The sequence below is a fragment of the Streptomyces sp. NPDC006602 genome, assembly GCF_042870385.1.
In the GTDB taxonomy this organism is placed as follows: domain Bacteria; phylum Actinomycetota; class Actinomycetes; order Streptomycetales; family Streptomycetaceae; genus Streptomyces.
The window spans coordinates 710,201-722,884 of sequence record NZ_JBIAHG010000003.1 but is presented as its reverse complement, the minus strand read 5'-3'; the positions used below and the strand labels follow the sequence as shown (position 1 = coordinate 722,884).

At 70.4% G+C, this 12,684-nt stretch carries 11 protein-coding genes; 7 read left to right on the top strand and 4 right to left on the bottom strand.

Translation table 11 applies throughout. The features are described from left to right. The first annotated feature begins 80 nt into the window (after positions 1-80). Positions 81-1,694: a succinic semialdehyde dehydrogenase gene (locus ACFYO2_RS12055; RefSeq protein ID WP_388347443.1), complete on the top strand. Its 1,614-nt coding sequence runs from the start codon at positions 81-83 to the stop codon at positions 1,692-1,694. 72 nt (positions 1,695-1,766) lie between these two features. Continuing rightward, on the top strand, positions 1,767-3,542 hold the full coding sequence (locus ACFYO2_RS12050; RefSeq protein WP_388347441.1) for a GMC oxidoreductase: 1,776 nt from the start codon (positions 1,767-1,769) through the stop codon (positions 3,540-3,542). 98 nt (positions 3,543-3,640) lie between these two features. Here the strand turns inward: ACFYO2_RS12050 and ACFYO2_RS12045 are convergent, their stop codons facing one another. After that, a complete protein-coding gene (locus ACFYO2_RS12045) occupies positions 3,641-4,279 on the bottom strand; it encodes an LAETG motif-containing sortase-dependent surface protein (protein WP_388347439.1) in 639 nt (212 codons plus the stop codon). Between ACFYO2_RS12045 and ACFYO2_RS12040 the strand changes: the two genes are divergently transcribed. Together ACFYO2_RS12040 and ACFYO2_RS12035 are read left to right on the top strand one after the other, a co-directional pair. After that, a complete protein-coding gene (locus ACFYO2_RS12040) occupies positions 4,272-4,718 on the top strand; it encodes a hypothetical protein (protein WP_388347437.1) in 447 nt (148 codons plus the stop codon). The genes ACFYO2_RS12045 and ACFYO2_RS12040 overlap by 8 nt on opposite strands. Before the next feature lie 147 nt (positions 4,719-4,865). After that, positions 4,866-6,071 (top strand): hypothetical protein, encoded by a 1,206-nt coding sequence (locus ACFYO2_RS12035; protein WP_388347435.1) that lies wholly within the window; start codon positions 4,866-4,868, stop codon positions 6,069-6,071. A 590-nt stretch (positions 6,072-6,661) separates the two neighbouring features. Here the strand turns inward: ACFYO2_RS12035 and ACFYO2_RS12030 are convergent. Further along, positions 6,662-6,943 (bottom strand): chorismate mutase, encoded by a 282-nt coding sequence (locus tag ACFYO2_RS12030; RefSeq protein WP_388347433.1) that lies wholly within the window; start codon positions 6,941-6,943, stop codon positions 6,662-6,664. A 325-nt stretch (positions 6,944-7,268) separates the two neighbouring features. On the opposite strand from ACFYO2_RS12030, the gene guaA reads away from it, so the two are divergent. Further along, positions 7,269-8,840, top strand: coding sequence for a glutamine-hydrolyzing GMP synthase (gene guaA, locus ACFYO2_RS12025; protein WP_388347431.1), 1,572 nt, complete (start codon positions 7,269-7,271; stop codon positions 8,838-8,840). A gap of 18 nt (positions 8,841-8,858) precedes the next feature. Here guaA and ACFYO2_RS12020 read toward each other — a convergent pair whose 3' ends face one another. Next, positions 8,859-9,326 carry a pyridoxamine 5'-phosphate oxidase family protein gene (locus tag ACFYO2_RS12020; protein WP_388347429.1) on the bottom strand — a complete coding sequence of 156 codons (468 nt, stop codon included), beginning with the start codon at positions 9,324-9,326 and terminating at the stop codon, positions 8,859-8,861. A gap of 142 nt (positions 9,327-9,468) precedes the next feature. Between ACFYO2_RS12020 and ACFYO2_RS12015 the strand changes: the two genes are divergently transcribed. Next, positions 9,469-10,278, top strand: a complete 810-nt coding sequence (locus ACFYO2_RS12015; protein WP_383866138.1) for a class II aldolase/adducin family protein — start codon at positions 9,469-9,471, stop codon at positions 10,276-10,278. A 4-nt stretch (positions 10,279-10,282) separates the two neighbouring features. On the opposite strand, the gene ACFYO2_RS12010 is transcribed toward ACFYO2_RS12015, so the two are convergent. Further along, a complete protein-coding gene (locus tag ACFYO2_RS12010) occupies positions 10,283-11,176 on the bottom strand; it encodes a DUF4429 domain-containing protein (protein WP_388347426.1) in 894 nt (297 codons plus the stop codon). Between the two features lie 154 nt (positions 11,177-11,330). Between ACFYO2_RS12010 and ACFYO2_RS12005 the strand changes: the two genes are divergently transcribed. Continuing rightward, the gene (locus tag ACFYO2_RS12005) at positions 11,331-12,620 is read left to right on the top strand and encodes a hypothetical protein (protein WP_388347424.1); all 1,290 of its coding nucleotides are present in this window, start codon (positions 11,331-11,333) and stop codon (positions 12,618-12,620) included. The last annotated feature ends 64 nt before the right edge of the window (positions 12,621-12,684 follow it).

Below are 12,684 nucleotides of genomic sequence, written 5' to 3'. Positions count from 1 at the left end.
ACTGGCGCCGTGTGCGCACTCGGTGAATCCCGATTACCGGCGGGTACACAAAGCCTTCCCGGCGTCATACCCTGCGGCTCATGACGGACGCGCAGGCCCCGGCCAAGACCGGTACGAACCCCATCGCCCCCGCCCCCGAGGGCGCCCGCACCGCAGCGGACGTGGTCACCCCGGAGCTGGTCGCCCAGCTCACCAAGGGCGTGGCCGGCTCCGGCCGGACCGCGAACCACACCCCGTTCACCGGCGAGAAGCTGGCGGACCTGCCCGAGTCCACGCCCGAGGACGTACAGAAGGCCTTCGAGGCGGCGCGTAAGGCGCAAGCGGTGTGGGCGCAGACGCCGGTACGGCAGCGTGCCGCCGTACTGCTCCGCTTCCACGACCTGGTCCTCGAACGCCAGGCCGAGGTCCTCGACCTGATCCAGCTGGAGACCGGCAAGGCCCGTCTGCACGCCCACGAGGAAGTGCAGGCCGTAGCCGTGGCGGCCCGGCACTACGGCCGCAGGGCCACCGCTTATCTGAAGCCGAAGCGGCACACCGGCGCCGTTCCGACGCTCACCAAGGTCACCGAACTGCGCCACCCGCGCGGCGTCGTCGGCCAGATCGTCCCCTGGAACTATCCCTTGGAGCTGTCGGTCGGCGACGCGCTGCCCGCCTTCGTCGCGGGCAACGCGGTCGTCATGAAGCCGGACACGGAGACCTGCCTCACCGCGCTCTGGGCCCGGGACCTGCTCATCGAGGCCGGTCTGCCCGCCGACGTCTTCCAGGTCGTCGTCGGTGACGGCCCGGTCGTCGGCCCCGAGGTCGTCAAGCACGCCGACTACGTCTCCTTCACCGGCTCCACCCGCACCGGCCGCGAGGTCGCCCAGGCCGCCGCCGCCCGCCTCGTCGGCGTCTCCCTCGAACTCGGCGGCAAGAACGCCATGCTGGTCCTGGAGGACGCCGACATCGACAAGGCGGCCGCGGGCGCGGTCCGCGCCTGCTTCTCCTCCGCCGGCCAAATATGCATCTCCATCGAGCGGTTGTACGTTCACGAGTCGATCGCCGACGCCTTCCTGGAGCGCTTCGCCGCCCGCACGAAGGCGATGCGGCTCGGTACATCCCTCGCCTACGGCGCCGACATGGGCTCCCTGGTCGGCGAACGCCAGCTGGAGACCGTCACGCGGCACGTCGAGGAGGCCGTCGCCAAGGGCGCGAAGGTCGTCGCCGGCGGGGTGGCCCGCCCGGACATCGGCCCGTACTTCTTCGAGCCCACCATCCTCGACGCTGTCGAGGCCCCGATGGCCGTCTGCGCGGAGGAGACCTTCGGCCCGGTCGTCTCCATCTACCGCTTCAAGACGGAGGACGAGGCGGTCGAGCACGCCAACTCCACGCCGTACGGCCTGAATTCCGCCGTCTGGACGAAGGACGGCCGCCGCGGCCGCGCCATCGCCGCCCGCCTGCGCACCGGCACGGTGAACGTCAACGAGGGCTACGCCGCCGCCTACGGGAGCGTCCAGTCCCCGATGGGCGGCATGAAGGACTCCGGCCTCGGCCGCCGCCACGGCTCCGAGGGCATCCTCAAGTACACCGAGGCCCAGACGGTGGCCCAGCAGCGGCTGCTGCCGCTGGCCCCCTCGCTGGGGATGGACGACGAGAAGTACGCGCAGTTCATGAGCAGGAGCCTCCGCCTGATGAAGGCGTTCCGGTTCCGGTAAGCAACTTGGGGGCGTGGGGAACTGCGCGAGCGACCACAGACCACCCGCACGGACACTCAACGAGGAGCACACGTGCCCCAGGACACCTACGACTACGACGTCATCGTCGTCGGCTCCGGCTTCGGCGGTTCGGTAACCGCCCTCCGCCTCACGGAGAAGGGCTACGGCGTAGGCGTCCTGGAGGCCGGCCGCCGCTTCACCCGCGAGTCCCTCCCCAGGAGCTCCTGGGACCTGAAGAACTACCTCTGGGCCCCGAGACTCGGCATGTACGGCATCCAGCGCATCCACCTGCTGGGCAACGTCATGGTCCTGGCCGGCGCAGGCGTCGGCGGCGGCTCCCTCAACTACGCCAACACCCTCTACGTACCGCCGAAGCCGTTCTTCGACGACCCGCAGTGGCGTGACATCACGGACTGGCAGGAGGAGCTGGCGCCGTACTACGACCAGGCACGGCGCATGCTCGGCGTACGCCTCAACCCGACGATGACCCCCTCCGACGTGCACCTCAAGGCGGCCGCCGAGCGGATGGGCGTGGGCGACAGCTTCCACATGGCGCCGGTCGGCGTGTTCTTCGGGGACGGCGAGGACGCGGACGGCGCCACGAAGGCCAAGCCCGGCGAGGAGGTGAACGACCCGTACTTCGGCGGCGCCGGCCCGGCCCGCAAGGCCTGCAACGAGTGCGGCGAGTGCATGACCGGCTGCCGGCACGGCGCGAAGAACACCCTCAACGAGAACTACCTGTACCTCGCCGAGAAGGCGGGAGCGGTCGTGCACCCGCTGACGACGGTCGTCTCGATCACGGACGACTCGCAGGGCGGCTACGCGGTGGCCACGCTGCCGACCGACCGGAAGAACAGCGAGGGCCGGACCTTCAAGGCCCGCCGGGTGGTCCTCGCGGCCGGCACCTACGGCACCCAGACCCTCCTGCACCGGATGAAGGCGGGCGGCCAACTGCCGTACCTGTCCCAGAAGCTGGGCGAGCTGACCCGCACCAACTCCGAGGCGCTGGTCGGCGCGCAGACCAGCGACCGCCGCTACCGCAAGGTGACGGGCGCGCGGAAGGCCGACTTCACGCGCGGGGTGGCCATCACGTCGTCCATCCACCCGGACGAGAACACCCACATCGAGCCGGTCCGCTACGGCAAGGGCTCCAACTCGATGGGCAGCCTGTCGATCCTCCAGGTCCCGTACGCCGAGGGTTCCTCCCGCGTCCTGGCCTGGCTGGGCAACGCGGCCCGCCATCCGGGTCTGGTCCTGCGCTCCCTCTCCAACCGCCGCTGGTCGGAGAAGACCATCATCGGCCTGGTGATGCAGTCGCTGGACAACTCCCTGACGACGTATCTCAAGCCGGACGGCGTGGGAAAGGGCCTGCTGACCGCCCGCCAGGGTCACGGGTCCCCGAACCCCAAGCAGATCAAGGCGGCTTCGGAGGGCGCGTCGGCGATCGCCGCGGAGATCAACGGCTTCGCCGGTTCCAACGTGGGAGAACTGATGGGCACCCCCCTCACCGCCCACTTCCTCGGCGGCTGCCCGATCGGCTCCTCCCGCGACACCGGCGTCATCGATCCCTACCACCGCCTCTACGGCCACCCGGGCATCTCGGTCGTCGACGGCGCCGCGGTCTCCGCCAACCTGGGCGTGAACCCCTCCCTCACGATCACCGCCCAGGCCGAGCGCGCCATGTCGCACTGGCCCAACAAGGGCGAGGCGGACCTCCGGCCCGCGCAGGGTTCACCGTACGAACGGCTGAACCCGATCGAGCCCAAGTCCCCCGCGGTCCCGGCGGACGCGTTCGGCGCGCTGAAGCTGCCGTTGCTGGGGATTCCGGCGGTGCCGCCGAAGAAGTAACCGCCTATGGCAAAGAGAAGGACCTGCGCCCCCCTCCGAGCGCAGGTCCTTCTCTGTTCTTGCAAGCTTTACCGGGCCTTACTCAGCCCTGTCGGGCCTTATGCCTGAGCACCGGTCTTCCGGCGCCGCACCACGAACACCGCGCCCGCACCGGCGACGACCGCGAAACCGCCCACGAGGCCGATCATCGGCAGCGCGGAGCTGGAACCGGTCTCGGCGAGACTGCCGCTGACCTCCGGCGTGGTGCCCTTGTCGGCCGGCTTGTCCGAGACCGGAGCCTTGCCGCCTTCCTGGGGCTTGGTGCCATCGGTGTCCGTGCCGGCGGCAACGATCTGGAACTTGTAGGCGACCTGGCCGACGCCCAGGCAATTGCCGTCGGCGTCGCCGTAGATGCTGGCGCCGAGGGAGAAGCCGGAGCCGACCGGGGCGCTGGACTTCACGTTGATACGGAGCGGGATGTTGACCTCGTAGTCGGGCTTGAGCTCGTCGGTGTAACCGACGAAGCCGACCGCATAACCCTCGGAGTCGACGTCGTCCCAGACCTTGTTCTCCGGGTCGTAGGCCTGGAGCTGGACCTTCTTGCTCGCGAAGAGGTCCTCGCCCGCCTTGTCCGAGGACGCGCCGGCGAAGAAGCCGAGGTCGCTGAGGGTGGAGTCGGAGGTGTTGAGCACGTCAAGCGAGAACTTGTGCCAGCCGCTGCCCGCCGCGATCTTGCCGGGCAGGCCCGAGATGGACACGTCGACCTTGGAGTCCGCGCAGTCGGAGGGCTCGGGCTCAGGGGAGTCCGACTCCTCCGGGGTGGAGGTGCTCGGGGCCGGAGCGGACGCGCTCGCGGACGACGAGGCGGACGTGGAGGTGCTCGGGGCCGGAGCGGACGCGCTCGCGGACGACGAGGCGGACGTGGAGGCGCTCGGCTGGGGAGCACTGCCGGTCGGGTCCGGCGACGCCGACGTGCTCGCGGACTCGGACACCGTCGCGCTGGCCGACGGGGTGGGGGTCCCCTCCGTCGCGAACGCGGTCGGCGCCGACAGCAGCGCCAGCGGAGCGAGAGCAGCCGTCGCGGCCGCTGCGGCCATGGCACGGCGAAGCTTCATGAAGACCTCGAAAATCCGGTGCGCCACGAGTGGCGACACGCTTGGGAGGCCTCCGCGTGTGGGGCGCGGGTGTGGCCTTTGAGTCGCATGGTTTGATCCGCGAAGCCTGTGAATGGTTGCCCTCGCCCTCACAGGATTTTTATGTGACCTGGGTCACTATTCGGACCCCATGAGAGCTGACGTACTCTCAGCTTCCCGGAATTCCACTCGCAGAAAGGCGTACGGCGTCGTGGCCGACAGATCGTCCGAAGAGCCGAGATCCGGTTCGGGTGAGGGGGGCGACTCCTCCCGTGGCTCCTCCCGTGGCTCCTCCCGTGACCCCGCCGGTGAGTCCTCCTCCGTCCCCGACGAGGTGTGGGAGAAGTTCGTCCAGGACAGCGAACTCGAGATACGCGCCGCGGCCCCGAAGGAGCCGTCCGCCCGTGCCCGCATGGTGACCGAGCGGTTGCGGCAGCAGGAGGCGCGGGGTGAGCTGCCCGAGGGCTGGCGCACGGGTCCGGCCTGGCAGGAGAGGAACGGACGCGCCGCCCGGCGCCGACGGTGGTGGGCGATCATCGGCCTACCCGTCGCCATCGCCGTGGCCGTCGTGGCGATGAAACCGTCGCTGCTGCCCGGCGACCCCTTCGGGACGGGGACACCGGACGCCGCCGTGGCCTCACCCCTGGGCGAGGAAACCGAGGCCCCGACCGCGCCCCCCGCCGCCGCGGACCCGGAAACCCCCACCCTGGACGAGCCGTTCGCCGGTTCCCCGGCGCTGCAGTGGGCCGACGGGGCGGCCGGCATCGTCCTGCCGGAGGCGAAGGCCGTCGGCGGCCTGTCGAAGGACCGGGTCGAACGCGCCCTCCGGCTGACCAAGAAGCTGCTGGTCGGAGCCAACCTGGACCCGAAGACCGTAGGCGGCGGACGCCCCGAGGCCGCCCTCGCGGTACTCGACCCGAAGCAGCCCGAGTTCCTCGACGACATGAACCGGTCGCTGCGCGCGCCCGACCAGGACCACGACCCGCTGGACCTGTTCAGCCGCTTCGACCCCGCGGACGTACGACTCGTCGGTGACGTCATCAAGACGCGCGGCCGGATGACGTTCGAGAAGGGCGACCAGGAGGGGGTGGCCGTGCACGCCGACTACACCTTCGTCTACCCGGTCGTCCGCACCGACGGTTCGACCGAGGTCACCCGCACCATCGTGCGCCGCGTCCTCGACGTCGAACTCCTCGACCCCGCCCGCTATGTGTCCACCCCCGACCGCCTGAACGTCCTGAACCTCGACCGGGACGTCGGCAACTCGGCCTGCGAGATCAACGACGGCTATCTGCGTCCGGAGTTCCCGTCGACCGCTCCCACGGGCGGACCGGCGAGCGGCCCGACAGTCGATCCGTACGACCGCAGCCGTGACATCGCGGACGACGGGACGTGCGGGACAGCGTCGCGAACCTGACGCCGGGCGCCGGCGGCGGTCACTCGTCGGCAGGCATGCGAAGGGCCCCGCAGGCCGAAGCCGCGGGGCCCTTCTTTCGTCAGCACCGACGTCAGGGCAGCGTCGGTGCCTGGGGAGCGGCGCCGGGGGGTTGCGCCGCTTGCCTGTGTGCCTGGGTCGGCGCCCCGGCGCATTCGGGGCGCACGATTGGTCTCGACCTTTGGCAGTACGGCAGTACACGTCAATGCAGTTGTCCATGGCGGGACTTGAGGGCTTTTTCAGGCATCGTGCTCGATGGATGCCGCCACCGCAACCGTTTGACTCAGACTTGGACAATTTGACTCGGACACTTTGACTTGGACGTCCCGTCGGTCGGCCCCGGGCGTCCCCGGAGCCGACCGTTCTCTTGGGTGACCGGGCTGCTGTCCCCTGCCGTCCGGTCACTTGTCTGGAGCGAGGTCCCACGACGTACAGCACGATCCGCACGTCTCATCGCTCCAGCGAGCCACGCGTGGTTCTTTCGGGCCCGCCCCTGGCTGGCACGGACACCACCACCAACGAAGCGCTCCGCGTCGCGGTCACGCGCCGTACGGGTGAGAGCGGGCACGAACTCAGATGCGACCCCGGCACAGCTCGAGGAGCGTCATCGCGAGCGACGTACCGGGCTTGCCCAGCGCGTCCCTGTAGTGGCCGAGGACGTCCATCTCACGGGAGAGGTTCACGCGTCGGCCGCCGGAGGAGATCCGCGCCTCCTGGATGACGGCGGACACGGCCATCCGTTCCTGGATCAACCCGATGATCCGGTCGTCCAGCGCGTCGATGCGCTCACGCGCGCCGGAGATCACATCGGCGGCCTCGGGGGTACGGGCGCCGGTCACGTCGGTGGCGGTCATGTCGGGGCTCCTCATGGAATGGGAAAGGCAAGGGGTGCGGGATGCCCCGGAGCGACAGGACCCGGAAAACGACAGGCGCCCCGGACCTTGTCGGCCCGGGGCGCCTGGGAAGTCGCTTGTCAGTAGCTCAAGCAGCACGACCATGGCATCCGGCGGGCCGGTTGCCATAGGTAAAGAGGAAGGTCGGGTGCGTAAGCATGCGGCCAGTATGCCACGGAACTTTTCGGCCTCGGTCCGTACATCTCAGACGCCCGGGACCCCACCCCCGCCCACCTCGGTAGAATCGGGTTACACAGAGACCCCGCCCCACCGCCGGAAGGCCCCCGTGTCATCAGCGACCCCCGCCCCCGACACCGTCCTGGTCGTCGACTTCGGCGCGCAGTACGCCCAGCTCATCGCCCGTCGCGTCCGCGAGGCCCGGGTTTACAGCGAGATCGTGCCGAGCACCATGCCGGTCGCTCAGATGCTCGCCAAGAACCCGGCGGCGATCATCCTCTCCGGCGGCCCCTCCTCGGTGTACGCCGACGAGGCCCCCCGCCTCGACCGCGAGATCTTCGAGGCCGGCGTCCCCGTCTTCGGCATGTGCTACGGCTTCCAGCTGATGGCTCAGACCCTCGGCGGCACGGTCGACAACACCGGCGCCCGCGAGTACGGCCGTACGCAGCTGCACGTCTCCAGGTCGTCCTCCACTCTCTTCGAGGGCACCCCGGACGAGCAGGCGGTGTGGATGTCGCACGGCGACGCCTGCTCCGCCGCCCCCGAGGGCTTCTCCGTCACGGCCTCCACGGACGTCGTCCCGGTCGCCGCCTTCGAGGACGACGAGAAGAAGCTGTACGGGGTCCAGTACCACCCCGAGGTGATGCACACCACGCACGGGCAGCAGGTGCTGGAGCACTTCCTGTACCGCGGGGCCGGCCTCACCCCGTCCTGGACCACCGGCAACGTGATCGAGGAGCAGGTCGCCGCCATCCGCGAGCAGGTCGGGGACAGGCGGGCGATCTGCGGTCTGTCGGGCGGCGTGGACTCCGCCGTCGCCGCCGCCCTCGTCCAGAAGGCCATCGGCTCCCAGCTGACCTGCGTGTACGTCGACCACGGCCTGATGCGCAAGGGCGAGACCGAGCAGGTCGAGAAGGACTTCGTGGCCGCGACCGGCGTACAGCTGAAGGTCGTCGACGCCGAGGAGCGGTTCCTCAAGGCGCTCGCCGGGGTCTCCGACCCCGAGGAGAAGCGGAAGATCATCGGCCGGGAGTTCATCCGGGTCTTCGAGCAGGCGCAGGCGGAGATCATCGCGGACGAGGGTCCCGAGGTCGCCTTCCTGGTCCAGGGCACCCTCTACCCCGACGTGGTCGAGTCCGGTGGCGGTACGGGCACGGCCAACATCAAGTCCCACCACAATGTCGGTGGCCTCCCCGAAGATCTCGAGTTCAAGCTGATCGAGCCGCTGCGCAAGCTGTTCAAGGACGAGGTCCGGATGGTCGGCCAGGAACTCGGCCTGCCGGACGAGATCGTCCAGCGCCAGCCGTTCCCCGGACCGGGCCTGGGCATCCGTATCGTCGGCGAGGTCACCAAGGAGCGGCTCGACCTGCTCCGTGACGCCGACGCCATCGCCCGCGAGGAGCTCACCGCCGCCGGTCTCGACCGGGACATCTGGCAGTGCCCGGTGGTCCTGCTCGCGGACGTCCGCAGCGTCGGCGTTCAGGGCGACGGCCGTACCTACGGCCACCCGATCGTCCTGCGGCCCGTCTCCTCCGAGGACGCCATGACGGCCGACTGGTCGCGACTGCCGTACGACGTCCTCGCGAAGATCTCGACGCGGATCACGAACGAGGTCGCGGACGTCAACCGGGTCGTCCTGGACGTGACGAGCAAGCCGCCGGGCACGATCGAGTGGGAGTGAGTCGTCCGTTCCTGACGGTCAGGTCCGCTTGAGCGTGCGCACCGGCGCTCCCGGCTTCCAGACCTGGACGACCAGGTACGTGTCGTCCTCGACGTAGGTCCGTACGACCTCCGTCAGCTCGGTGCGGAAGAGGTGGAACGGCTGTGGCGGTTCCACCTCTTCGACGTATCCGGCCCTCGTCTGCGGATCGTCGACCTTGATCGCCCGCCCACTGATCCGGACGTCGCCGCCGCCCATGCCCGTGCCCTCCCCGGGGTTGGCCTGGAGCGCGAACCGCGGGTCGCGGCGCAGGTCGAGCGCCTTGAGCGAGCCCGGCATCATGCCCAGCCACAGCTCGCCGTTCAGGAACCGCACCTCCAGGCCGGTGGTGCGCGGCGAGCCGTCCTTGCGGAGGGTCGCGAGGACGTGGTGCGTGTAGGAACCGAAGCGTTCTTCGACCGTTTTGGCCATGTCGGGTTCCGCGGAGGAGAAAGCTGCCCAGTTCATATCAGCCAGTCTCCCGCCGATACCCGACATCTGCTGTCGGGTATCGGGCGGGTGCGCCATCTTTACCCACCAGCGCTGTTCTCCTGCGCTGACCGACGGTAACTTCCGCCCCGTACACCAACCCAGTGCTGGAGGACGACACATGCACGGGACGCCCGAAGCCGGGCCCACTCCACCCCAGCCGCTCCCCACCGACCGGCTCCGGTTCGCCATGCCGCCGATGCACGAATCGGTCGACGACGAACGCCGGCACCGCAAGGAAAGGCTCGCGGGCGCGCTGCGGATCTTCGGGCGGCTCGGCTTCGAGGACGGGGTCTCGGGGCACATCACCGCCCGCGACCCGGAGTACAGCGACTGTTTCTGGGTCAATCCGTTCGGGATGCCGTTCAAGCACGTCACTGTGAGCGACCTGGTCCTCGCCAACTCCGACGGCCAGGTCATCGAGGGCCGCTACCACGTCAACCAGGCGGCCTTCACCGTGCACGTCCAGGTGCACGCCGCCCGCCCCGACGTCGTCGCGGTCGCCCACTGCCACTCGGTGCACGGCCGCGCGCTGTCGGCCCTGGGCGACTTCCTGGACCCGATCACACAGGAGAGCTGCGCCTTCTACGAGGATCACGCCCTGTACGACGCCTACACCGGCGTCGCCGTCGACGCCGACGAGGGCCGCCGCATCGCCACCGCCCTGGGCACGCGCAAGGCACTCGTCCTGCGCAACCACGGGCTGCTGACCGTCGGCGACTCGGTGGACGCGGCGGCCTGGTGGTTCCTGTCCCTGGAACGGTCCTGCCAGGTCCAGCTCACCGCCAAGGCGGCCGGACGGCCCGTCCTGATCGACCACAAGGCGGCCGTGGCCACCCGGGAGCAGCTGGGCGGCGACCTGGTGGCGTGGATCAACTACCAGCCGATGTGGCAGGACATCAGCCGCAGCGAGCCGGATCTGCTGAGCTGAGGCTTCAGAATCCTCGGAGCACCGCGGCCTTCGTCATCGCGAACTCCTCGTCCGTGAGCACCCCGTCCCGATGCAGTTCGCCCAACTCACGCAGCTGCCGCAGGAGTACGTCATGACGGTCGGCCTGCGGCGGTACGGCCGCCGTCAGCGGGCGCCGGGCGGTCTGCTCGCCGTTCTCCACGGCTGCGCGGGTGGAGGGGTGCGGCAGCCGGGCCGTGACCGCGGTGGCGACGAGGGCCGTGAGCAGGTCGCGGCGGGCGCTGCCCCACAGGTCCAGGGCATACGGGTCCTTCTCGGGCGGCAGTTTGGAGAACGTGGTCTCCCGGGTCACGAAGCGCAGGAAACCGTCCTCGTAACCGGAATTGGGCAGCCACTCGACCTGGACGAGATCACCAAGGTCGATGATGCGGGGGCCGGTCGCCCGTTTGACCCGGTCCGAGGTGTCGGCCCAGTCGATCCGGACCTGGGTGCCGTCGAAGGAGGCCGTGCCGTCGGAGGTGCGGACCGAGACCGGGACCGGCGGGCCGGGCAGGAGGTAGGCCTTGGTCGGCTCCGTGGGGATCTGGTCCAGGAGCAGGGAGCGGCGGATCTCCTCGGCCACGTACTCGGCGACTCCCGCCCGGTCCACCTCCACCAGCAGCCGGTACGGATCGGCGGGGTCGGGCAGGCGGCCCCCGGTCGCGTGCAGGAGCGGGTCGGCGCCCTCGCGCAGCCGCATACGCAGCCGGCCGCGCTTGCGTTCGGGCTCGAAGGCGACGCCCGAGATGGCCTCCAGGGGCACGGCGATCTCGCCGTACGTCTGCCGGAACAGCGGCACGGAGCGGTGGAGTCCCGGCGTGATCCTGACCGTGCTCCCGTCGAAGGCCCAGGTCCCGTCGCGCTGGATGATCTCGGCCATGGGGAAATTCTCGCAGCCGGGTCAACACGGCGAACCGACCTTCCACCGCCCTGACCGGACCTGCCCGCCACAGGGCGTGTTCCGTAGGGCACAATTCGCTGTCATCGCACGTGAGTTGTGAGGCACAAAAAAGCGGGGAAGGCAGGCGTCGGGCGTGGCGGTGCAGGAGGCGAGACAGGGCGCGGACTCGGGTGCGCACGGGAGCGCGCACGGAGGTGGCTGCACCTGCGGGGACTGTCCGCACGGGGCGCGTGCGGGACACCGTAGGGCGGTGGCCGAATTCCTCCTGAAACGGGACGAGTTCGCGGCCGGGCAGGGGCTGCCGGCGGCGGTGGCCCACTCCGCCTCCGCCTCCCGCCAGTGGGTCTCGGAGGAACTGACCCAGTCCGCGGACCTCGTCGCCGAACGCGGCCGTGCCGAGAGCGAGGCGTGGCTGGCGCGGCTGTGGCGCCGTACGGCGGGCGCGGTGTGGGCGCTGGTCGTCCTGCTCCTCCTGGTGCAGTCGCTCACGGCCATCGGCGCGGGCTGGACATCCGCCCGCACGGCAGGACTGCTCGCCGCCGTGGCGGTGGCCGCCGCGCTGACGGCGGCCTCGTGGTTCCACCGGGCGCGCGGCGGCGCGCTGGCGCCGCTGATCGGCGAGGACAACCGCCTGTCCACGTCCCGGGCGGTCGCGGTCGGCTGGGTGCTGTTCGTCGCCTACGCCGTGCTCGTGCTGGTGGGCCGCCTCGCCGCGGCGTCCGAGCACGCGGAGCGCGACGCGCTGATCTCCGGGTTCGAACTCGCCCGGGCCGCGGGCGTGGTGACCGTCCTCGCCGTGGTGTGCGGGATCGCCGTCCTGGTACGGCGGGTGGTCGGGCTGCGGGTGCTGGGGCAGCGGCTGCAGAAGGTACGGGCCGACCGGCCGAGGGCGGCCGACCTGCTCACGGACGACGCGGGCCGGGGCACCTTCGCCGACATCCAGTACGTCGTCATCAGCACCGTCGCCCTCCTGTTCGCCGCCGTACGGCTGGCCCGGCGCCCCGGCCAGCTGCCGGACCTGCCCTGGGGTCTCGCGGTGGTGGTACTGGTGTCCGCCGCGACCTACCTCGCCGGGAAGTACGCCGAGGGCGGGCGACCGGTGATCCTCTCCGTCGTGCGCGCCCGGGAGGCCGGTGACCTGGACGGGCCGATCCGCACCGGCGACGACATCGAGATCCGCGGCGCCGGTTTCGTGCCGGCGGGGGCGCAGGGCGCGGACCGGCTGTCCCGGATGGTCGTACGCATCGGCCCGGTCAACGTGCACGTTCCCCTCGTCCCGGTGACGGGCGGCTTCAGCAACCCCACGGATGCCGTACTGACCGTGCCGGTCCCGGCCGACGTGGAGCCCGGCCGGGTGGAGGTGCAGGTGGTGACGGCGGCGGGCGTCGAGACGAACCGGTACGCGATCGACGTCACGGACTGATCCGTGCGGGTCTGCCATCCATGGTCCTTTCGGTGTCGGGGCATGGCCGAAGCCGGCCAAGTCG